The sequence below is a fragment of the Nonomuraea spiralis genome (assembly GCF_014648435.1).
Taxonomy (GTDB): Bacteria; Actinomycetota; Actinomycetes; order Streptosporangiales; family Streptosporangiaceae; genus Nonomuraea; species Nonomuraea spiralis.
Window position 1 is genome coordinate 87,396 of the sequence record NZ_BMRC01000002.1, and the last position, 20,693, is coordinate 108,088.

Consider the following 20,693-nt stretch of genomic DNA (forward strand, 5'->3'; position numbering starts at 1 on the left):
GGGGTGTTCGGTGACGGGGAACTTACCGGACAAGCCACGACGTAAGCGGGCAGCCTGGGCGGCGCCCGTCTCGGCCGGGCTCGCCGCCGCCGCGGCGAGCGTGCTGGCCGCCTCGCTGGAATGGGACATCCCGCCGGCCGCCAAGGTCGGGGTGACACTCGCGGCGGCGCTGCTCGTCGGGGTGACCACCTGGGCCACCACCGAGACCAGGCCCCGGCGCCGCGCGCCGGTCGAGCCCGGCGCCCTGCCGCCCGACCAGTGGCCGCCCGTGCCCGAGCACTTCACCGGGCGCGCCGACTCCCTCGCCGCCCTGCGCGAGGTCTTCGCCGCCCGCCGCAGGTCCACCGCCCTGTCACCGCCCCTGGTCGTCTCCGTGTACGGCCGCGGCGGCGTCGGCAAGTCGGCGCTGGTGACGAGGTTCGGGCAGGAGGTCGCGAACTGGTTCCCCGACGGCCGCCTCTACGCCGACCTGCGCGGCGGCGTCGACGCCCCCGTACGCCCCGACGAGGTGCTGATCGGCTTCCTGCGCGGCCTGGGCGTGCGCCTGGCCACCGACCCCGGCGGCCTCGACGAGCTGCGCACGCTCTGGCTCACCTGGACCAAGGGCCGCAGGATCCTCATCGGCCTGGACAACGCCCACGACGCCGCCCAGGTCAAACCGCTGATCCCGGCCGAGCCCGGCTGCGCGGTGCTGGTCACCTCGCGCGCCCCGCTGTTCCTGGACGGCACGCACGACACGCGGCTCGGCGTGTTCACCGAGGCGCACGGCGTGGAACTGCTGGCCCGGCTGGCCGGCGGCGGGCGGGTCGTCGACGACCTGGAGTCGGCCAAGAAGATCGTCCGGCTGTGCGACCACCTGCCGCTGGCGATCAACATCTGCGGCGGACGCCTGGCCACCCGTGAGCAGTGGACCCTGCGCGAGATGGCCGGGCGGCTGGCCGACGAACGCCGCCGCCTCGACCAGCTCCAGGTGGCCAACGGCGTGGACAAGAGCGTACGGGCCTCCGTGCAGCTCAGCTACGACGACTGCACCGGGATCCAGCGCCGCCTGCTGCGCCTGCTCAGCGCGCTGCCCGCGCCCGACGTGCCCGGGTGGGTGGCCGGGGAGCTGCTCGACATCTCCGGCCTCGACGGCGCCGACCAGCTCGAAGCCCTGATCGACGCCCAGCTCGCCGAGTGCTCCGGCACCGACCAGACCGGCACGATGCGCTACCGCCTGCACGACCTCGTCCGGGTGTTCGCCGCCGAGCTGGCCGGACAGGACGAGGAGGAACGCCGCAGGTCCGCCGTCGAACGTGTCCTGCACGGCTACCGCCGCCGGGCCGAGGAGGCCGCCCAGAACCGCTGGCCCCAGGACTGGAGCAAGGGCGGGCGCCGGGCCAGCGCGGAGGGCCAGCTCGGCGCGGGCGACTGGCTCAACGCCGAACGGCTCACGCTGCTCGGCATGATCAACCTGGCCGCGCAGCTCCGGCTCTGGGAGCTGACATGGGGGCTGACCAGGGCGTTCTGCTCGCTGTGCCACTCGCTGCGGGCCTACTGGGCCGACTGGGCGGCGGTCGCCGACATCGGCTGCGAGGCGGCGCGGCGTACCGGTGACCGGCGCGCGCTGGCCATCGCGCTGCTGGACAGCGCCGCCGTACGGGGCGGCATGGGCCTGCGCGACCGCGCGCTGCGCGAGGCCGAACGGGCGCTGGAGATCTTCGGCGAGCTCGGCGAGACCTGGTGGGCGGCCAGGGCCATGCGCACGATCGGCATGACGTTGTTCAGCGACGGGCACCTCGACCGCGCCCAGGACTACCTGATCGGGGCGATTACCGCGTTCAAGGGCGAGGACGACCTGTGGTGGATGGCCCGCACCCAGCGCAACCTGGCCGAGATGCGCATGGCGGAACGGCGTCCCGAGGAGGCCCGCGAGCTGCTCGAAGACGCCCTGGACATCTTCGAACGGGCGGGCAACCGCTACTCCGAGGCCCAGACGCTGCGCGCGTACGGCGAGGTGCTGGCCGCCCAGGCGCGCGGCGAGCGGCGGGCCGGCGACCACCGGGCCGCCGCCGCCCTGTTCACCAAGGCCGGGCTCAGCCTCGACCGGGCGGCCGAGATGTTCAGGCAGCGCGGCGAGTTGTGGGAGGAGGCCCGCTGCCTGCGCGCCGCCGGCGAGGTGGGCGACCCGGCGGGCGGGGCGCGGGAGCTGGGGTACGTGCGCCGGGCCGAGGAGATCTTCGTGGCGCTCGGCGACTCGTGGGGGGTGGCCCGCAACGCGGTCTCGGCCGGGCGGGCGCTGGCCAGGCTCGGGCGGATCGAGGAGTCCGAGCACGAGCTGCGCCGGGCCGTACACGGGTTCCAGGAGCTGGAGGACCGCTGGTGGATGGCCAGGAGCCTGCGCTACCTCGGCGAGGCGCACCTCGACGCGGGCGGCCACGGCGCGGCGGTCGAGCCGCTGGAGCAGGCCAGGGAGATCTACCGCAGCCTGGGGAACGAGGCGGGCATGCGCCGCACCCTTGAGCTCCTGCGCCAGGCCAGGCCCTGATCGTCCCGGTGGTCAGGAGTCTCGTGAGGGGTGCCGCTGCGGGCCGGTCGTGGCCTGGCGGCCGATCGCGCCGGTGCCGTACGTGTCGCTGAAGGGCGTTCTCAGCAGTTCGCCGGCCGCCTGCCTGGCCTGCATGACGCTCTCCTCGAACAACTTGCGGACGTGCGCGGCCTGGTCGGCCAGTTCCCTGATGCGCTCGTGCGCCAGCTCGTCCCGTACGGTGTCGGCGAGGAGCTGCTGGTACTCGGGGGTCTTGGCGGCCAGCGCCTCCAGGCGTCTGTGCGCGTGGAACACCTTGTCCGCCTTGAGCACCTGCTTGGCGTACTTCTCCAGGTGGCGTACGCGGTGCGAGAGCGACGTCCAGGCGGTGTCGAGGGCGCTGGTGTACGGCTTGAACGCGTCCTCCATGCCCGGCGGCAGCTCGCGGGGGATGAGCCGGCCGTGCTCGGCGTGCATGGATGACAACCGCCGCAGCCGGTGGGCGATCTGCCAGATCTCCTCCGGCAGCGACACCTGGTTCTCCACCGAGTCGATCAGCCCGGCCTTGTGGACCTTGGAGTTCAGGACGGCCTCGGCCGCGTCCTGGGCGCGGCGCAACAACATCTGGCAGGGACGGTCCAGGTCCTCGGGAAGGATGAAACGGTCGGCGTGGGTGTTGGCCAGGCGCAGTCTTCGTTTGACGATCCGGTGGGAGCTGTCCAGCGCCATCCACCGGATGAGGGCGATCAGTCCCATGCCGATGCCGGAGATGAGGGCGACCTCGGGACGATCGGTCACGATCCAGACCATCAACAGCAGAGCCGGAAGCGCGAAGAGCAGGACAGGACTGAAGCTGGGGTCCATCCGCTTGCCGGAACGGGCCATACGGAGGATGTGCGGGCTCGACCGCAACTCGACCGAGACCTCCGGGGGCAGCGATGGATCGATCACCAGCCGGGGTGGCAGCGCTCGTGGATCCATACGTTCATGCTGCGTTATGAACAAGGAATTCGCTCATGATTGGAGGACATATAGGGTCGAGCTGATGAATGAGATGACAAGATGGATCGATCTGGAAGGCGCCGTCAACGTACGTGACCTGGGCGGACTTCCCACCCGCGACGGCGGGCTCACCCGCCGCGGCCGGATCTTCCGAGCCGACAACCTGCAGGGCCTCACCCCGGCGGACGTGTCGCTCCTGGTGAGCGAGCTGAACCTGCGCCACGTCGTGGACCTGCGCTCGACCCCCGAGGTCTCCCTGGAGGGGCCCGGCCCGCTGACCCTCGCGCCGGAGGTGACCCACCACCACCTGACGCTGTTCGCGGAGGGCGGCCGGCACACCGACGTCGAGGCCGGCTCCATCGACGGCGACCGCGTGCTGCCCTGGCAGGAACGGATCATCGACGAGGACCTCCGCGTGACCGGCTTCTACTTCGGCTACCTGCGCGACCGTCCGGACGCCGTCGTGGCGGCCCTGCGCACCATGGCCCGCGACGACGGGGCCGCGCTGGTGCACTGCGCGGCGGGCAAGGACCGCACCGGCGTGCTGTCGGCCCTGGCGCTGGAAGTCGCGGGAGCCACCCGCGCGGCGATCGTGGACGACTACGTGGCGACGGGCGAGCGGCTGGAGCTGATACTCAAGCGCCTGCGCGCGAGCTCCACCTACCGGGACGACCTCGACTCCCGCCCGGCGGACGACCACCGGCCCCGGGCCCGCTACATCGAGCAGTTCCTGTCGGTGCTGGACGACCGCTTCGACGGCCCGATGGGCTGGCTGCACGGCCACGGCTGGACCGAGGCCGACACCGCCGCGCTGAACGCCCGCCTGCGCGACTGAACCCTCGCTCGCCCCTCGCGGTCAGCCCAGGTGGACGACCATGCGCTGGGTGGCCGACAGGTGGGCGGCCTCGATGACGGCGAGCGTGTCGATCGCGCCTCGCGGCTCGACCGGGGGTGGCGCGCCCTCACGCAGGGCGCGTTCCACCTCCCGGTAGAAGTCCAGGTACGCGCCCGGCTCCGTGGGAACGGGCCGGGCGTCGCCGTCGGCGCCGAGCAGCCCCCAGCGGCTCTCCTCGTCCTCGCCGAACCCGGGCGAGTCCGGCGTCAGGCCGGCGCGCAGGCGTTCCTCCTGCACGTCCATGCCGTACTTGACGAACGCCCCCGCCGAGCCGAGCACCCGCAGCCGCGGACCGGATTGTGCCGCCAGCGAGCCGGCCCACAGATGGGAGCGCACCCCGCCCGCGTGCCTCAGCGCGACGAACGTGTCGTCGTCGGAGGCCACGCCCGCCCGCCGTACGTCGCTCTCGCAGTAGACCTCGTGCGCCGGGCCGAACAGTTGCAGCGCCTGGTCGATCAGATGGCTGCCCAGGTCGTACAGCAGGCCGCCGATCTCCTCCGCGCCGCCGGTCTCCCGCCAGCCGCCCTTCGGCACCGGCCGCCAGCGTTCGAAGCGCGACTCGTACCGCAGCACGTCGCCCAGCCGTCCCTCGGCGATCAGCCGGCGGACCGTGCGGAAGTCGCCGTCCCAGCGCCGGTTCTGGAACACGGTCAGCATGACGCCGGCCGCCTCGGCCAGCCGGACCAGCTCGCGGGCCTCCTCGGCGGTACGGGCCACCGGCTTGTCCACGACCACGGGCAGGCCCTCGGCGATCGCGGCGGCGGCCATGCTCACGTGGGTCCGGTTGGGCGAGGCGACCACCACGAGGTCGCTGCGCCCCCACAACTCCCGTACGTCCGCCACGCCGGCGGCGCCGTATCTGGCGGCCACCTCGGCCTGCCGTGCCGGATCGCGGGTCACGACCGCGGCCAGCCGCAGGCCGGGGGTGGCGTGGATCAGCGGGGCGTGGAAGTACGCGCCCGCGGTGCCGTATCCGATCAGGCCGACCCGGATCTCGCTCATCCGGCCAGGCTATCCGGTCGCCCCCGGCGGGACCGGGAGCGGCCGGACGGGAGTCATTCGTCGTCGCGTTCGGCGAGGAAACGTTCGAACTGGGCGGCCAGCTCGTCGCCCGTGGGCATCGGGGTCGTCTCGGCCATCAGGTTCTCCCGCTCCGACCCGCCGGCGAACGCGTCGTACTGCTGCTCCAGCCCGCTGATGGCGGTCGACAACTCCGAGGACGCCTGGATCTGCTCCTCGATCTCCGCCGTCGTACGGTGGGCCGCGTCGTGCAGCCCCTCCATCGGGAACACCAGGCCGGTGCCCCGCGTCACCGCCTCCAGCGCGGTCACCGCCGCCGTGGGGTACTCCGCCTGCGACAGGTAGTGCGGCACGTGCACCGCGTACCCGACCGCGTCGCGCCCCTGCGCGCCGAGCCGCAGCTCCAGCAGCGCCGCCGCGCTCCCCGGCACCTGGACCCGGCCGAAGGCGCTGGTCTGCGAGTTGATCAGCTCGGGGCGGCTGGCGTGCATGGTGATGCCGAGCGGGCGGGTGTGCGGCACCGCCATCGGGATGCCGTGCATCGTCACGATCTTGCTCACCCGCAACCGTTCCACCAGTTCGGCCACCGCGCGGGTGAACAGCTCCCACTCCCGGTCGGGCTCCGGGCCGCTCATCAACAGGAACGGCGTGCCCGTGGCGTCGTTGGCGACATGGACGGCCAGCTCGGGGGTCTCACACTCGACCCAGCGGTCGGTGTCGAAGGTCATGATGGGCCGCCGGGACCGGTAGTCGAGCAACCGGTCCACGTCGAACGTCGCCACGACCCGGTGCTCCAGCTCGGCCAGCAGGTGGCCCAGCGCGAGGCGTCCGGCGCCGCCCGCGTCGACAAAACCGTCGAAGTGGTACAGCAACACCGGATCGGTCAGCTCGGGCGCGTCGTCTGCGAGCCTGTAGAGATCCTTCGGGTCGAACACGGTTGGACAGCCTTTCCCTAGGTACTCTTCCCCAGAACCTATGGCGAGTCGGATCGATTCCGTGCAGGGCACCCTATCGAGGCGCAATGGGACAGATGGACGGGGATCCGGAGCTGGAAGCGTTCGCCACCAGGATGTTCGACCTGGCCAGGGCGGGCGACACCGAGGCACTGCGCGCCTACGTGGAAGCTGGCGTTCCGGTTAATTTGTCCAACAGCAAAGGTGACACTTTGCTGATGCTCGCGGCCTATCACGGCCACGCCGAGACCGTACGGATGCTCGTCGCGTCCGGGGCCGACCCCGACCGCGCGAACGACCGCGGGCAGACGCCGCTCGCCGGGGCCGTGTTCAAGAAGGAGTCGGACGTGGTCAGAGCGCTGCCGGAGGCGGGGGCGGATCCGCGGGCGGGCACTCCGTCGGCATTGGACACAGCCCGAATGGTCGAAAATGACCAGTTTATCCAATGGTTCACTTAGAGGGATCCAAAGTGTGAAAAAGGCATTAAAGGGCTCCAAGTTGTCGAGTGTGGCCTTCTGAACAGTCGATCGTCATGCTGAAGGAGTGGCTACTTCTGCGCATTCCTTCGGTAGGCGACCACTCCACATCCCTCCGCTCCCGTGCCCGTTCCCGAACGAGATCAACGTGCACGCCGCGGAGGTCGACGCGGAGAGCCACGCATGGCTGGCCGCCTCAAACATGCTCAAGGGCGCCGACACCATCGAACACTTCCGGCGCTCCAAGATCGGCCTGCTCGCGGCACGTACCAACCCCGACGTCCCACGAGACAGCCTCCGGCTGATCAACGACTGGTACAACTGGCTCTTCGCGTTCGACGACGCGTTCTGCGAGGGCGAGCTGATGGGCCACCGAGCCTCGGCGCTCGCCCGCGCCCTGCCGCCGCTCCTGGAGATCCTGGACGGCCGCAGGGAGCCCGACGAGAAGGACCCCTTCGGAGTCGCCCTGAACGAACTCCTCCACCGCATCATGGACGCCTCCACGCCCGCCCAGGTGGACCGGTGGCGCATCACGGTCAAGGAGTACCTGTTCGCCCAGATCTGGGAGGCCGCCAACCGCGAGGTCGACCTGATCCCCACGCCGCAGGACTACGTCCTGATGCGCCGCATCACCGGAGCCACCTACACCTGCTTCGCCCTCATCGACGGCGGCGGCGGCTACCGCCTCGAAGCCGAGGAATGGCACCACCCCGACGTACGCATGTTGTCGGACCTGGCCTGCGACCTCATCGGCTGGGACAACGACCTTCTCTCCTACGCCAAGGAGCGCGACAACGACAAAGCCCGGCACAATCTCGTCACCGTGCTGGCCACCCATAAGGACCTCACCCTCCAGGAAGCCCTGCTGGAGGTCTCCGAGATGCACAACCAGGCGATCGCCGCGTTCCTCGACCGGCGGGCGGCGCTGGAGAGCTGGGCCCCGCTGCCGGTCCGCACCTACGTCCGCGGCCTTGAGCACTGGGTACGGGGGCACATCGAGTTCTCGCTGGGCAGCGCGCGCTACGTGCACGCCTGGCCGGACGGCACGCGCTGGCCCATGCGGTCCGACACCGGAGGCCAGTGGCCCCGGGCGGTCTGAGCCCGGGGGCCGGAGCCCTGGGCAGTCTGAGCCCTGGGGGCCCGCCGGCCCTGGGCCGTCAAGGCCCTGAGGTCAGTCCTCGGCCGGGGCGTCCAGGTCGCCGAGCGCGAGCGTGGACGCCTCGTCGAGGTCGAGCCGGGCGCCGTTCTCGAAGGCGTTCTTGTAGGCCAGGTCGCCCATCATCGACTTGCAGTCCTCGACGCACGCGTCGTGATCGTCGGTCAGGAACGGCGCGCCCATCTGCGGCAGACCCGCCGTCCGCCAGTTCTGCTGCAACGCGCCCAGCAGCTTGGCCGCCGTGGGCGCCTGCCTGAGCGAGATGAGGATGCGCGCCGTCGTCTCCAGGACCAGCAGTGTCCCGAGTGTGTCGTGGAAGTGCCGCTTGATCCGCAGGCCCTCGCGGGCGCTGTGCAGCGCCTCGTCCGACCTGCCGGTCGCGAGCCTGGTGCGCGACATCGCCCACTGGGCGTACGAGCTGACCCACAACTCCCCGCGCTCGCGGCACACCTGCAGGCAGTCCTGCAGCAGCGACTCGGCCTCGAACAGCTCACCCTGCGCCGACAACACCAGCGACAGCTCCACGATCGCGGGCAGCAGACCCGGGTTGAGCTCCTTGTTGTCGGTGTTGAACTCGATCGCCACGCCCAGCAGCGCGCTGGCCTTCTGCACGTCGCCCTGCAGCAGCGCCGCCGTGCCCTGCATCTTCGAGGCCAGGATCACCGCTTTGGAGTCGCCCACCCGGACGGCCTCGGTGCTGCACTGCTCGGCCGCCGACAACGCCCCGGCGCTGTCACCCTGCGCGCTGCGCACGTACGACAACACCCACAGGGCCTTGCAGCGCTCCTTGGTCGGCGAGGGGTTGGCCTCCAGCGCGCGTTCGAGGTAGAGCCGGCCCTCCCGGACGAAACCGCAGCACACCCACATGAACCACAACGACGACAACAACGTGAGCGCCGACGCGCTGCGGGCCGGCGAGGACAGCGCGTGCTCCAGCGCGACCCGCACGTTGTCGTGCTCCTGCCGCATGCGTACGAACCAGTAGATCTGCCGCGGGCCCGACCACGCGTCCTCGCTGCGCTGGGCCAGGCTCAGGTAGTACTCCAGGTGGCGCTGCTTCATCTGCTGGGCCTGGCCGAGCTTGTCGAGCTGTCGAGCCACTCCTCGCCGTACTCGGCCAGGGTGTCGATCAGCTTGTAGCGCACGCCGGCGTGGTTGCTCCTGATCAGCAGGATCGACTTCTCCACCAGCCCGGTCACCAGGTCGGTGATGTCCTCCGACGGCAGCCGCCCGTCGGAGCAGACGAACCTGGCCGCGTCGAGCTCGAAGTCGCCGGCGAACACCGACAACCGCGCCCACAGCAGCCGCTCGGCGGGCTCGCACAGCTCGTGACTCCAGCCGATGGCCGCCCGCAGCGTCTGGTGGCGGGGCAGCGCCGTACGGCTCGCGCCGGCCAGCAGGCTGAACCGGTCGGCCAGCAGCCCGAGGATCTGCTCCACCGACAGCGCGCGCAGCCGCACCGCCGCCAGCTCGATCGCCAGCGGGATGCCGTCGAGCCTGCGGCACAGCTCGGCCACCGCTGTGATGTTGTCCTCGTCGAGCTGGAAGTCGGGCACGACCGCCCCGGCGCGCAGCGCGAACAACTGGACGGACTCGTTGGTGAACAGGCTCTCCGCCGGGTCGTCACCCGGCACCAGCAGCGGCGGGACCGGGACCACCTGCTCGTAGGGCAGGTGGAGCGACTGGCGGCTGGTGGCCAGCACCTTCAGGTTGGGCGCGGCCTCCAGCAGCTCGTGGACCAGCTCGGCGCAACCCTGCACGAGGTGTTCGCAGGTGTCGATGATGAGCAGCATGTCGCGGTCGCCCACCCACTCCGACAGCGACTCCGACTCCGCCCGCGAGGACTGGTCGGCGATGCCGAGCGCCGAGGCGATCGTGTGCTTGACCATGCCCGCGTCCTGCAACCGGGCCAGGTCGGCGAACCACACGCCGTCGGGATACTGCGAACGAACCTGGTGCGCCAGCCGCAGCACCGTGCGAGACTTGCCCACACCGCCGATGCCGGTGACGGTCACCAACCGGGACTCGGCCAGATGGCGCTTGAGGTTGGCGAGTAACCGGGTCCGCCCCACGAAGCTGGTGAGCTCCGCCGGTAGATTGCCTTCTCTCCGCCAGCCTGTAGGGGTGGACATGCGCAGCCTCACGGGGGATCGGCGACACCTGCCTTGGCATCGTACCGCCGGTCGCGTGGGCTGTCCGTGGAGCCGCGAAGACGACCGGTGTTGGTTTGTACGTCTAGGTAGCATGTTTTCCGTGGACGAATTTCTCCCGGAGCAGACTTCGGACGACACGGACCTCGGGTGGGGCGACTGGCGCGAGGCCGACCCCGACGCCTTCTACCTCGACAACAAGCCTCCCCACTGGGCCTGACCAGCCGTAACGCGGCCGTACCCAACCGGCCGCACCCTTTCGCCATCCCCCCGTCACCTCCGAAACGGCCCCTCCAGCCCCTCATTTCCACCCCAGCCGTTTCCCCGCTCTCCACACCCCGCCGTTCCCCTGCCCCACACCTCGGCCCTGGGCAGCTGTACCGACCCCTCCTCACCCTCGGCCACGCCATGAGCCAGTCTTTGGCGCTGGTGCTCGGCTTCCCCGTCTCGACGTACAGCTGACGCGCCACCGGCGGTCCTCGTGGGGGCAGCTCCAGCACACCCACACGACGGGCGCCGTGCCGACGGCGGGGATGCCCAGGGGATGGCCATCGGCATGATCGGCCGACCGAGACACCTCAGCCCCGGCACCCCGACGCCGATCGGTTCACCCTGGCACTCGCCCCTGCGCCCCGCCCTTCGGACGGCGCGCGCCCGTCTGATGCGTGTCCCGGGCCCTCGCCCGGCCCCTTCGCCCGCCCCCGCCCCCGCCCCAGGGCTCTGCTTCGGCCTTTGCCCTGGTCGGTGGGGTCCTCAAGCGGGTGCCTGAAACTTCTGGAAAATTCTTGAGTGTGTGTGTCGATCCCCCCGCCCCTCGTTCGACGCGTTGACGAACAAGGGGGACGGGGTACGGACCCGGTCCCCGTGACACGTCTCGAAAGGACGACCGGCGACATGCAGAAGATCACGACATACCTGTGGTTCGACAACCAGGCCGAGGAGGCCGCCGAGTTCTACACCTCGCTGTTCGCCGACTCCCGCATCCTGGACGTCCAGCGCTACGGCGAGGGTGGCCGCGGGCCCGTCGGGCAGGCCATGATGGTGTCGTTCGAGCTGGCCGGCCAGCGTTACCTCGCCCTGAACGGCGGCCCGCAGTTCACCTTCACCGAGGCGATCTCCCTCTACGTCGACTGCACCTCCCAGGAGGAGGTCGACGACCTGTGGGCCAAGCTCACCGACGGCGGCGAGGAGTCGCAGTGCGGTTGGCTGAAGGACCGGTACGGCCTGTCGTGGCAGATCGTCCCCCGGGCCCTCCAGGAGCTGATGAGCGTGCCGGACCCGGCCGCCGCCCAGCGGGTCGTGCAGGCGATGCTGGGCATGCAGAAGATCGACATCAAGGGCCTGGAGGACGCCGCCAAGGGCGTCAGCTGACCACGTCCTTGCGCAAGAACCTGCGGAAGGCCACGGCGATCAGGATCGCGGCGTAGGTGATCGACACCGAGGCGCCCTTGGCCATCCCGCTCCAGTCGAGCTCGGGGGCAAGGGCGTCCAGCCACGCGTTGTTCCAGAACGTCGGCAGGAACTCGCGCAGCATCCCCAGCGCCTCCACCGCCTGCAAAATGGTGCACACGATCCACAGGCCCACCGCCCCGCCCACCGCGCCGAGCGGCGAGTCGGTCACCGTGGAGACGAGGAACGCCAGGGCGGCCACCACGAGCTGGCTGACCAGGGCGTAACCGATCACGATGCCGAAGCGGGGCAGCACGTCGAGCGCCGGGATCGTCTCCCCGGTGCCCGGCACCTGGATGTCGTGCCAGCCGAACGCGACCGTGCCGGCCAGCAACGCCATCAGCGGCAGGCAGATCACCGCCGTGGCCGAGAAGCCGAGCGCGACGACGAGCTTCTGCCGCAGCAGGCGGTTACGGGGGACCGGCGCGGCCAGCAGGTAACGCAACGACGACCAGCCGGCCTCGCTGGCCACCGTGTCGCCGCAGAACAGCGCGACCGCCACCACCAGCAGGAAACTCGCCGACACCGACAGGGCGAACGCCGCGAAGTTCAGGCCGCTCGCGGTCGCCAGGTCGCTGATCCGCAACGACGACTGCCCCTGGCCGCCGGACTGCGGCCCGAACTGGAACGCGATCACCAGCACCCACGGCAGCGCCAGCAGCAGCCCGAACATGACCAGCGTCCGCCGCCGCTTGAACTGCCTGACGATCTCCACGCGCAGCGGCAGCGTACGGCGCGGCGCGTAGCCCGGCGCGGCGGTCATGATCTGTCTCCGATGAGGTCGAGGAACACGTCTTCCAGGCGCGGCCCGCTGTGCCCGTTGCCGGCCGCCGAGCTCAGCAGCCGCGAGACCGGCCCGGTCGAGACCAGCCGCCCGCGGTGCATGACGACCACGTGGCTGCAGGTCTGCTCCACCTCGGCCAGCATGTGGCTGGAGACGATCACGGTACGGCCGTCGCGCGCGTAGCGCTTGAGCACCTCGCGCATCTCCCTGATCTGGGGTGGGTCGAGGCCGTTGGTGGGCTCGTCGAGCACCAGCAGGTCGGGCAGGCCGAGCATGGCCTGCGCGATGGCCAGCCGCTGGCGCATGCCCTGCGAGTACGTGCGCACGGCACGGTCGAGCGCCTTGCCGAGGCCCGCGATCTCCAGCGCCTCCTCGAAGTGGGCGTCGGCGGCGGGACGGCCGGTGGCGGCCCAGTAGAGCTCGATGTTGTCGCGGCCGGACAGGTGGGGCAGGAAGCCCGGGCCCTCCACGAACGAGCCGAGCCTGGACAGCACGGGCGCGCCCGGGGTGACGGGGTCGCCGAAGATCCGGATCTCGCCGGCGTCGGGGAGGATGAGGCCCATCATCATCCGCATCGTGGTCGTCTTGCCGGCGCCGTTGGGGCCGAGGAGGCCGAGCACCTGGCCCTGCTCGACCCGGAACGACAGCCCGTCGACGGCCCGTTCGCCGTTGCGGTACGCCTTGGTCAGCCCGACGATCTCCAACGGCACGTCCCGGCCGCCCGCCGCCTCCGGCACCTGGGCCTCGCCCGCGTCCGGCGCCGCCACCACGCCACCACGGGTGGAGGCGCGGGGGACACCACGACCGGAGGTACGGCCCGTGGCCAGCAGGACGGCGGCGGCGAGCACGGCGGCCAGGGGCATCGCCCACACCCACCAGGCCACCCCGCTCGGCGGCGCGGCCAGCGTGCGGACCGTGGGGACGGCCAGCGCGGGAGAGGCCAGGGAGACCCGGAACGCGGCGGCCTCGGTGGGGGTCGCGAACCCCATGTCCGTCGTGGTCACCACCAGCCGCAGCCGGTGGCCCGCGGCGAACCGGTGGTCGACGGCCGGCAGGGTGACCGTGGCCTCCGCGACGCCCGAGCCCTCGGGGATCGTGACCCGGAACGGCGCCACCAGCCCCGCGGGCAACGCGGCCGGCTGGATGGTGTCGGCCACGTCGTAGAGCTTGGCGAACAGCGTCGCCTGGCCCTTGCCCGCCACCTTGACCGTGACCGTGGGACTGCCGGTGAGCTGGAGCGGCGCGGTGAGCGACGCCGACTCGAACGCGGCGCTCTGGCCGGGCATGTCGATGGACACGCCCGCGCCGCCGCTCTGGCCGGCCAGCAGGCCGCCGACACCGGGAACGGTCGAGATCGAGGCGGGGGCGCCGCCGGGCGGGTTGACGATGTTCTGCTCGGGGCCGGTGAGCCGCACCGTGGTGGTGTCGGTGCCGGCCAGGCCGGGGTAGGAGGACGCCTCGGGGTGGAGCCTGATGCGCTGGCGGGTGCCGGGGTCGCGGCCGCCGTCACGGGTGACCGTGAACGCGCCCACGGCGGGCGCCGCCTCGCGCTTGAGGTAGCGGCCGAACCAGGCGGAGGACTGGTCGTAGAGCCAGTCGGCCTCGCCGTTGCCGCCGTCGTGGCCGCCGTCGAACCAGGCCATGCTGACCGGCGTGCCGGCCGCGGCGATGGCGTTGGCGTTGGCGTCGGCGTGGGCGATGGGGAAGAGGGAGTCGCGCTGACCCTGGAGCAGCAGGGTGGGCGCCTTGATCCGGCCGGCCACGGTGACCGGGCTGGACCTGCGCAGCAGCGCGATCGCCTCGGGCGTCGGCCGGCCGTCCTCGGCGACCTGCTGGTAGATGTCGCAGATCGCCGGTAGGAAGCGGCCGCATCTGGCCTGCTGGGCGGTCAGCGGAGCGGCGGCCTCGCGGCGGGACCGGTCGGCGAAGGTGTCGAGGGAGACGCCCTGGCCGAAGAAGATGCCCGCCCACATGCGCTTGAAGACGCCGTCGCCAACGCCCTGGCCGATGGCGGCCGGCGCGGCGGCGGCGCTCTGCGCACCCTGCCCGGTGGCGGACCCGCCGGTGGCGGGCTGGGCGGCGGCGTTGGGGAAGAGGGCGTCGGCGAGGTCGGCCCAGGTGATCTGGGGGACGATCGCGTCGATGCGCTGGTCGTACGCGGCGGTCATCAGGGCGATGGCGCCGCCGTACGAGCCGCCCGTGATGCCCACGCGCGGGTCGCCGGTCGCGTCGAGCTGGACCTCGGGCCGCCCGGCCAGCCAGTCGACGAGCTGCTTGACGTCCTTGACCTCGTAGTCGGGGGAGTTGAGTGCGATCTCTCCCGTCGAACGGCCGAAGCCGCGCGCGGACCAGGTCAGCACGGCGTAGCCGTCCTGGGCCAGACGGGCGGCCTGCTGGCGGACGCTCTGCTTGCTGCCGCCGAACCCGTGGGCGACCAGCACGGCGGGCGCCTTCCCGCCGCCCGCCGGCGGGAAGAAGGTGGCGTCGAGCTCCACCCGCTGGTCGTCGGACGGCCCGTCGACGACCGTGATCCGCTGGTCCTGACCGCGCGCCTCCGAAGGGGACGGCCACACCAGCCACGTCGTCACCCCGATGACGGCGAGCACCGCGACCAGCGCGGCCACACGTTTCATGCCGGTGAGCCTACTTTCCGCACCTGAGAGATCCCTGAGACGGCCGTCGCGGGGCGGGCATCAGCCGAGGATCGCGTAGACCGTCGAGGAGTGCGCGGCCGGGTCGCCGTCGCCTTCGGGGGTCAGCGTGACCTCCGAGAAGGCCAGGGAGCGGCCGAGCTTGGTGATGCGTACGTCGAGCAGCACGTCGCGGCCCATCACCGGCCGCTGGAACGTGGTCGACTGCTGCACGGTCGTCATCGGCACGAACCCGCCTCTGGCCGAGGAGATCGCGATGACCGTGGCGGTGTCGGCGGCGGCCATCATCGCCTGGCCGCACAGCCCGCCGCCTTCCCTGGCCAGGGCGCCGGACCAGGGGAGCCGGACGACGGCATGGCGCTCGCCCACCTCCTCGACCCGCAGCCCGAGCTCCTGGATCCAGGGAGCGAAGTATTGCCGGAGAATCGCCTCTGCGTCTTCTGGAGTCACGCGCTCATCATGCACGCTGGTGGGCATGGCGGAGGAGCGGAGCGAGCGTCCTGTGGACAAGCCGGCGGGGGAGCGAACGAACCACCCCACGCAAGCCCCCACCGGCGTACGGGGCGAAGGTCCTTCGAAGGGGCGGGCCGGGGAGACGGGCGGAGGGCCTGCGGGGGAGCGGACTGGGCAGGGGCGTGGTGATGTGGTGGGGGTGTTTTTGCCGTCCACCTATGCGGCGGCCGTCCCCTATGACCTGTACGCCCGGCTTCGCCGGGAGAGTCCCGTCTGCTGGATCCCTGAGCCGGCCGTCGGCCCGTGGCGGGAGGGGCCCGGATACTGGGCGGTGTTCCGGCACGCCGACGTCAAGCGCGTGCTGCGCAGCCCCGAGGACTTCTCCTCGCACCTCGGCGCCACCCAGATCCGCGACCCCGACACGCCCGCCGACCTGGAGTTCGTCCGGTCGATGATGCTCAACATGGACCCGCCGGACCACTCCAGGCTGCGCCGGATCGTGGCCGCCGCCTTCACACCGCGCGCCGTCCGCGCCCTGGAACGCACGATCAGGGACCGGGTGGCGGCGCTGCTCGCGGCGGGCGAGTGCGACTTCGTCGAGGTGGCCGCCGACCTGCCCGTCTGGACGCTGGCCCACGTGATGGGCGTGCCCGAGCAGGACAGGCGGCTGCTGTACGACTGGGCCTCCCGCGTGATCGGCTACCAGGACGACGACTACGCCGGCCTGTCCACGGCCGAGGTCGAGTCCCTGACCCCCGTGGGCCGTCTGGCGGTCGCCGCCCGTCCCGAGCTCAAGCCGGGCATGAACCCCAGGTCCAGGGCCGCGCTGGCCGACATGTTCGCCTATGCCCACACCTTGGCCGACACCCCGCGCGAGTCCGTCATGTCGGCGATGCGAGAGGGCGGCCTGACCGAGGCCGAGTTCGAGAACATGTTCTTCCTGTTCGCCGTCGCCGGCAACGAGACCCTGCGCAACGGCATCCCCGGCGGCCTGCTCACCCTGCTGGAGCACCCCGCCGAGCTGGAACGGCTGCGCGCCGACCCGTCGCTGCTGGAGTCCGCGGTCGAGGAGATGTTGCGCTACTGGCCCCCGGTGATGGACTTCCGCCGTACGGCCACCCGCGACCTCACGCTCGGCGGCCGGCGCGTCCAGGCGGGCGAGAAGGTGGTCGTCTACCACGCCTCGGCCAACCGCGACCCCGCCGTCTTCGCCGACCCCGACCGCTTCGACGTCGCCCGTACCCCCAACGACCACGTCAGCTTCGGTTTCGGCCCGCACTTCTGCCTCGGCGCCCACCTCGCCCGCGTCCAGCTCCGCGCGGTCTTCGGCGAGCTGCTCGCCTGGGACGTCGAGCCCGCCGGAACCCCGGTACGCCTGACCTCTAACTTCCAGAACGGGCTCAAACACCTCCCGGTACGCCTGGCCCGACGCCTCCTCTAGGCTCGCCCGCATGGACTACCTGGAGATCAACAGGGCCAACTGGAACGCGCGGGTCCCCGTCCACGTCGGCAGCGACTTCTACGACGTCGAGGGGTTCAGGAAGGGGCACGACCCGCTGCGGCCGTTCGAGCTGGCCGAGGTCGGCGAGGTGGCCGGACGCCGGCTCGCGCACCTGCAGTGTCACTTCGGCCTCGACACCCTGGCCTGGGCCAGGCGCGGCGCGGAGGTGACCGGGCTCGACTTCTCCGAGGCGGCCGTCGAGGAGGCCAGGGCGATCGCGGCGGACTGCGGGATCCCGGCCACGTTCGTCACCGCCGACGTCTATGACGCCGCGCGGGCGCTGGGCGGCCGGACGTACGACATCGTCTACACCGGGGTCGGCGCCCTGGTCTGGCTGCCCGACCTGGCCCGCTGGGCGGCCACGGTGGCCTCGCTGCTGGCCCCGGGCGGTTTCCTCTACCTGGCCGAGTTCCACCCTGTCGCCGACGTCCTCGACGACGAGACCGGTACGACCGTCACCTATGACTACTTCGCGCGCGGCCCCCACGTCTGGGAGGACGTCCACAGCTACACCGGCAGCGGCGAGCTCGACCACCCGACCTCCGTGCAGTTCCAGCACGGCCTCGGCGAGGTCGTCAGCGCGGTGGCGGCGGCCGGGCTGCGGCTGGACTTCCTGCACGAGCACGACCACACGCTGTTCCCGCGCTTCGCCACGCTGGTCGCCGACGGTTCGGCGTACCGGCTCCCGGAGGGGGCGCCGCGGATGCCGCTCATGTATTCACTGCGAGCGACAAAGCCGTACAAATAGTACATCTGAGACCGATGGGCTGGATGACCGTAAGATTTGCGCCGTGAAGTCACCAGCATCGTTCAAGAAGGCCGCAGCGTGGGCCTTGCCGTACTGGACCAGAGGCCAGGCGGGGCGCGAGACGCCGCAAGACCTGTTCCGGGTGCTCTACTTCGGATGGCTGGTGGCGCTCACGCTCAAGCTCCTCGGCTCGGCGTGGGACGTCTCGTGGCACTTCAAGTGGCTGCGCGACGACCTCGCCCCGCCCCACCTGCTCAACTCCGCCGGCACCGCGCTCGTCGTCGTCCTGACCGTGGTCCACGGCTACACCGGCTACGGGGTGGACAAGGCGGCGCTCCGGCTCATCCAGTGGGGCACCGGGATCTTCCTGGTCGCGGTGCCGCTCGACCTGATCAACCACCGCGTCAACGGGCTCGACATCACCTCGTGGAGCCCGTCGCACATCATGCTCTACGTTGGAACGTTCTTCATGATCGCGGGGGTGATCCGCGGCTGGTTCATGGGTGCGCCCCCCGGCCGGGAGCGCACGGTCGTGCTGGGCGCGTTCTTCGCGTTCTTCCTGGAGAACATGCACTTCCCCGAGCAGCACCAGGAGTACGGCGTGCTCTCGCTGGGCGCCTGGGACAACCACGCGACCTACGCCGAGCCGATCCTGCTGCGCTTCGCCGCCGACCAGATGGGCCGGCCGATCGACCGGGTCATGATGAGCGGGTTCACCCTGCCCGTGCCCGACTACCTCTACCCGGTCTACGCCGTGGTGGCGGTGTTGTCGGTGCTGGTGGCGGCCCGGCTGATGATCGGCCGGTTCGGCGCGGCGACGCTGGTGGCGGGCGCGTACGTGGGGTTCCGCACGCTGATCTGGCCGCTGCTCACCTTCGGCGGTTTCCCGCCGTCGGCGGTGCCGTTCTTCTTCGTGGTGGCCGGGCTGCTGGTGGACCTCGCGTTCCTGGTGCGCGTACCGGCCGTACGCGCCGTCGTGGGCGTGGCCGCGGTGACGGCCGGCGCCTACGGCGCGCTGGTCGTCCAGAGCGCGGTCATGGGCTCGGTCTACGGCGCGATCAAGGGCCAGACCGGCCTGTACGGATCCCCGCCCCTGGTCACGTCGTCGGCCCTCTGGGCCGGACTCGGCCTGCTGGCCGTCTGGCTGGCCGCCGAGTGGGTCGCCGGGCGGCGCGAGCGCCGGGCTCAGCCGATCGAGGCCCGGGTGATCGCCACCGCCACGCCGTAGGCCAGCCCCATCACGCCCACCTCGGCCGCCGTCCAGCTCACCAGGGCGGTGGCCCCGCCGCGGCGGATGACCGGCAGCAGGCGGAAGCGGATGTGGGCGGCCAGCGGCACCAGCAGCGCCACCAGCGCCGTCTTGATCACCACGAGGATGCCGTAATTGCTGGTCACGATCGCGTCCGGGAGTTCGACGCCGGGCGTGAGCGCCATCGTGCCCAGCCCGGTGATCAACCCTGACAGGGAGACCAGGAGCAGGCAGACGGTGGCCATCCTGGAGAACTTCGGCAGCGCCACGGCCAGCAGGCCCGGGTGCGGCGCGACGAACACGGCCGTGGCCGCCAGGCCGCCCGCCCAGGCCGCCGCGCCCATCACGTGGATCTCCATCGAGATCATGATGGGGTCGTGCCACACGGAGTTGACCGCGTGCCCGGTGACCGGGATGGGCAGCAGCCCGAACAGCGCCACGATGATCCGCAGCTCCGCGGGCACCTTCTCGCCGAACCGCACCGCCATCAGCCCGATGCCCGCCGCCGCCAGCGCGCACGCCGCGCTGAACAGCAGCCCCTGCCCGGTGCCGACGTCCTCGACGTAGGAGGCGATCATGCCGAACGTGGGCACGCGGCCCGGGTTGAGCTCGGCCGTCTGGAACACGATGGTGAGCAGCGCGCAGATCGCCCACGTCCAGGCCGCCAGCACGGCGAGCGGGCGCACCCGGCGCAGGACCGGCTCGGTGGCGCCGGGGGCGTCGAAGCCGAGCAGCTTGGGCACGAGGCTGAGGCCGACCACGGCGACGGCGGCGAGGTCGAGCAGCACCCTGACGACGGGAAGCCCGTAGGCGACGACCGGCCCCGGCATGGGGATGCCCGGCACGGACTCCTGCGCCGTGAGCGTGGACGCCGCCACGGCGGACACGATCCCGCACACGACGAACGCCCCGGCGACGAGTCGCCCGCCGACGGCCCGCTGACCGGAACGAGAGGCGCCGGAACGGGAGGAAACGGTCGCGGTCACGTCCGGGTCCCCTCCGAGGGCCGCGCCCTGGCCTCGACGTCCGCCGCCTCGGCCTCCGCGCCGGCCTCGGCCTCCGCGCCGGCCTCGACCTCCGCGGCGGGCGCGGGGGTGGAGCGGCGGAGGGCGACGGCGGTGCCGGCGGCCAGGAGCAGCAGGGCGGCCACGATCCACACGACCGCCATGCCGGCCCCGCCGTTGGCCGCCGCCTCGGCCGCCTCCGCGCTGGACCCCTGGTCGCTCTGCCCCGTCTGCCCTGTCTGCCCCGTCTGCCCTGTCTGCCCCGTCTGGCCGTTCTGGCCGGCCGAGACCCCGGTGGCGGAGGCGGCCAGGCTGAAGCTGATGCTGCCGGTCACCGGATGGCCGTCGGACGACAGGATCCGGTAGCCCACCACGTACGAGCCGCCCGCGGGCAGCGGTTTGACCTTGACCGAGACCCGTTCGGCCGACACCTCGGCCGTCCCGTCGGCGTAGGAGGAGCCGTCGGCCCCCGTCACGCCCACCTGCGCGTACCCCTGCCGCACGGCCTGGTCGAACACCAGCGTCACCCGCGCGGGCGAGGCGGACAGCGCGGCGCCGTCCTTCGGATCGCTGCCGACCAGCACGTTGTGCGCCTGCGCGGGAAGGGCGAACCCGACCGCGGCGCACGCGAGCAACAGGACCGTGAGTAGCCGCCTCACCGATCAAAACCTTCCATCGAACGAGTCTGGAACCTGT

Annotated in this window: 18 protein-coding genes; 8 read left to right on the forward strand and 10 right to left on the reverse strand. The window is 71.6% G+C overall.

Features of this window, described 5'->3' with window-relative positions; all coding sequences use genetic code 11:
* Positions 1–10 precede the first annotated feature (10 nt).
* The gene (locus IEZ27_RS04310; RefSeq protein WP_189646033.1) at positions 11–2,527 is read left to right on the forward strand and encodes an ATP-binding protein; all 2,517 of its coding nucleotides are present in this window, start codon (positions 11–13) and stop codon (positions 2,525–2,527) included.
* A 12-nt stretch (positions 2,528–2,539) separates the two neighbouring features.
* Here IEZ27_RS04310 and IEZ27_RS04315 read toward each other — a convergent pair whose 3' ends face one another.
* Positions 2,540–3,487, reverse strand: a complete 948-nt coding sequence (locus tag IEZ27_RS04315) for a hypothetical protein (protein WP_189646034.1) — start codon at positions 3,485–3,487, stop codon at positions 2,540–2,542.
* A 64-nt stretch (positions 3,488–3,551) separates the two neighbouring features.
* Here IEZ27_RS04315 and IEZ27_RS04320 point away from each other — a divergent pair, with 64 nt between their 5' ends.
* The gene (locus IEZ27_RS04320; protein ID WP_189646035.1) at positions 3,552–4,343 is read left to right on the forward strand and encodes a tyrosine-protein phosphatase; all 792 of its coding nucleotides are present in this window, start codon (positions 3,552–3,554) and stop codon (positions 4,341–4,343) included.
* Between the two features lie 21 nt (positions 4,344–4,364).
* Here the strand turns inward: IEZ27_RS04320 and IEZ27_RS04325 are convergent, their stop codons facing one another.
* Positions 4,365–5,405, reverse strand: a complete 1,041-nt coding sequence (locus IEZ27_RS04325) for a Gfo/Idh/MocA family oxidoreductase (protein WP_189646036.1) — start codon at positions 5,403–5,405, stop codon at positions 4,365–4,367.
* Positions 5,406–5,458: 53 nt separating this feature from the next.
* Entirely contained in the window at positions 5,459–6,358 is a 900-nt protein-coding gene (locus IEZ27_RS04330; protein WP_125640135.1) for a proteasome assembly chaperone family protein, read from the reverse strand.
* A gap of 86 nt (positions 6,359–6,444) precedes the next feature.
* On the opposite strand from IEZ27_RS04330, the gene IEZ27_RS04335 reads away from it, so the two are divergent.
* Together IEZ27_RS04335 and IEZ27_RS04340 are read left to right on the forward strand one after the other, a co-directional pair.
* On the forward strand, positions 6,445–6,834 hold the full coding sequence (locus IEZ27_RS04335) for an ankyrin repeat domain-containing protein (RefSeq protein WP_229823231.1): 390 nt from the start codon (positions 6,445–6,447) through the stop codon (positions 6,832–6,834).
* Between the two features lie 166 nt (positions 6,835–7,000).
* A complete protein-coding gene (locus IEZ27_RS04340) occupies positions 7,001–7,951 on the forward strand; it encodes a terpene synthase family protein (protein ID WP_125640140.1) in 951 nt (316 codons plus the stop codon).
* Positions 7,952–8,023: 72 nt separating this feature from the next.
* Here the strand turns inward: IEZ27_RS04340 and IEZ27_RS53635 are convergent, their stop codons facing one another.
* Positions 8,024–9,109, reverse strand: a complete 1,086-nt coding sequence (locus tag IEZ27_RS53635) for a tetratricopeptide repeat protein (protein ID WP_229823232.1) — start codon at positions 9,107–9,109, stop codon at positions 8,024–8,026.
* Complete coding sequence (locus tag IEZ27_RS53640; RefSeq protein ID WP_229823233.1) at positions 9,067–10,140, reverse strand: ATP-binding protein; 1,074 nt, start codon at positions 10,138–10,140, stop codon at positions 9,067–9,069. The genes IEZ27_RS53635 and IEZ27_RS53640 overlap by 43 nt, the downstream gene beginning before the upstream one ends.
* An 882-nt stretch (positions 10,141–11,022) precedes the next feature.
* Between IEZ27_RS53640 and IEZ27_RS04350 the strand changes: the two genes are divergently transcribed.
* Positions 11,023–11,529: a VOC family protein gene (locus IEZ27_RS04350; RefSeq protein WP_379478595.1), complete on the forward strand. Its 507-nt coding sequence runs from the start codon at positions 11,023–11,025 to the stop codon at positions 11,527–11,529.
* Here IEZ27_RS04350 and IEZ27_RS04355 read toward each other — a convergent pair.
* From IEZ27_RS04355 to IEZ27_RS04365, 3 genes are read right to left on the reverse strand one after another with little or no spacing between them, the layout of a single operon-like run.
* Complete coding sequence (locus IEZ27_RS04355) at positions 11,522–12,370, reverse strand: ABC transporter permease (RefSeq protein WP_189646037.1); 849 nt, start codon at positions 12,368–12,370, stop codon at positions 11,522–11,524. The two genes, IEZ27_RS04350 and IEZ27_RS04355, sit on opposite strands and share 8 nt — an antisense overlap.
* Positions 12,367–15,024, reverse strand: a complete 2,658-nt coding sequence (locus tag IEZ27_RS04360) for an alpha/beta fold hydrolase (RefSeq protein ID WP_189646038.1) — start codon at positions 15,022–15,024, stop codon at positions 12,367–12,369. The genes IEZ27_RS04355 and IEZ27_RS04360 overlap by 4 nt, the downstream gene beginning before the upstream one ends.
* Positions 15,025–15,084: 60 nt before the next feature.
* Positions 15,085–15,492, reverse strand: coding sequence for a PaaI family thioesterase (locus IEZ27_RS04365; RefSeq protein WP_229823234.1), 408 nt, complete (start codon positions 15,490–15,492; stop codon positions 15,085–15,087).
* A gap of 202 nt (positions 15,493–15,694) precedes the next feature.
* On the opposite strand from IEZ27_RS04365, the gene IEZ27_RS04370 reads away from it, so the two are divergent.
* Genes IEZ27_RS04370 through IEZ27_RS04380 form a run of 3 tightly spaced genes read left to right on the forward strand, consistent with a single transcriptional unit; the run spans position 15,695 to position 18,972 of the window.
* Entirely contained in the window at positions 15,695–16,936 is a 1,242-nt protein-coding gene (locus tag IEZ27_RS04370; RefSeq protein WP_229823554.1) for a cytochrome P450, read from the forward strand.
* A gap of 10 nt (positions 16,937–16,946) precedes the next feature.
* A complete protein-coding gene (locus IEZ27_RS04375; RefSeq protein ID WP_189646041.1) occupies positions 16,947–17,744 on the forward strand; it encodes a class I SAM-dependent methyltransferase in 798 nt (265 codons plus the stop codon).
* Between the two features lie 43 nt (positions 17,745–17,787).
* On the forward strand, positions 17,788–18,972 hold the full coding sequence (locus tag IEZ27_RS04380; RefSeq protein WP_229823236.1) for a hypothetical protein: 1,185 nt from the start codon (positions 17,788–17,790) through the stop codon (positions 18,970–18,972).
* On the opposite strand, the gene IEZ27_RS04385 is transcribed toward IEZ27_RS04380, so the two are convergent.
* Complete coding sequence (locus IEZ27_RS04385) at positions 18,930–19,979, reverse strand: CopD family protein (protein ID WP_189646042.1); 1,050 nt, start codon at positions 19,977–19,979, stop codon at positions 18,930–18,932. The two genes, IEZ27_RS04380 and IEZ27_RS04385, sit on opposite strands and share 43 nt — an antisense overlap.
* Positions 19,976–20,656, reverse strand: coding sequence for a copper resistance CopC family protein (locus IEZ27_RS04390; protein ID WP_189646043.1), 681 nt, complete (start codon positions 20,654–20,656; stop codon positions 19,976–19,978). Before IEZ27_RS04390 ends, IEZ27_RS04385 begins: the two co-directional genes overlap by 4 nt.
* Positions 20,657–20,693 lie beyond the last annotated feature (37 nt).

Excerpts from the sequence above, each read along its gene's own strand:
- IEZ27_RS04315 (WP_189646034.1), bottom strand. The coding sequence starts at position 3,487 with ATGGATCCACGAGCGCTGCCACCCCGGCTGGTGATCGATCCATCGCTG.
- IEZ27_RS04320 (WP_189646035.1), top strand. The coding sequence starts at position 3,552 with ATGAATGAGATGACAAGATGGATCGATCTGGAAGGCGCCGTCAACGTA.
- IEZ27_RS04325 (WP_189646036.1), bottom strand. The coding sequence starts at position 5,405 with ATGAGCGAGATCCGGGTCGGCCTGATCGGATACGGCACCGCGGGCGCG.
- IEZ27_RS04335 (WP_229823231.1), top strand. The coding sequence starts at position 6,445 with ATGGGACAGATGGACGGGGATCCGGAGCTGGAAGCGTTCGCCACCAGG.
- IEZ27_RS53640 (WP_229823233.1), bottom strand. The coding sequence starts at position 10,140 with ATGTCCACCCCTACAGGCTGGCGGAGAGAAGGCAATCTACCGGCGGAG.
- IEZ27_RS04355 (WP_189646037.1), bottom strand. The coding sequence starts at position 12,370 with ATGACCGCCGCGCCGGGCTACGCGCCGCGCCGTACGCTGCCGCTGCGC.
- IEZ27_RS04360 (WP_189646038.1), bottom strand. The coding sequence starts at position 15,024 with ATGAAACGTGTGGCCGCGCTGGTCGCGGTGCTCGCCGTCATCGGGGTG.
- IEZ27_RS04375 (WP_189646041.1), top strand. The coding sequence starts at position 16,947 with ATGGACTACCTGGAGATCAACAGGGCCAACTGGAACGCGCGGGTCCCC.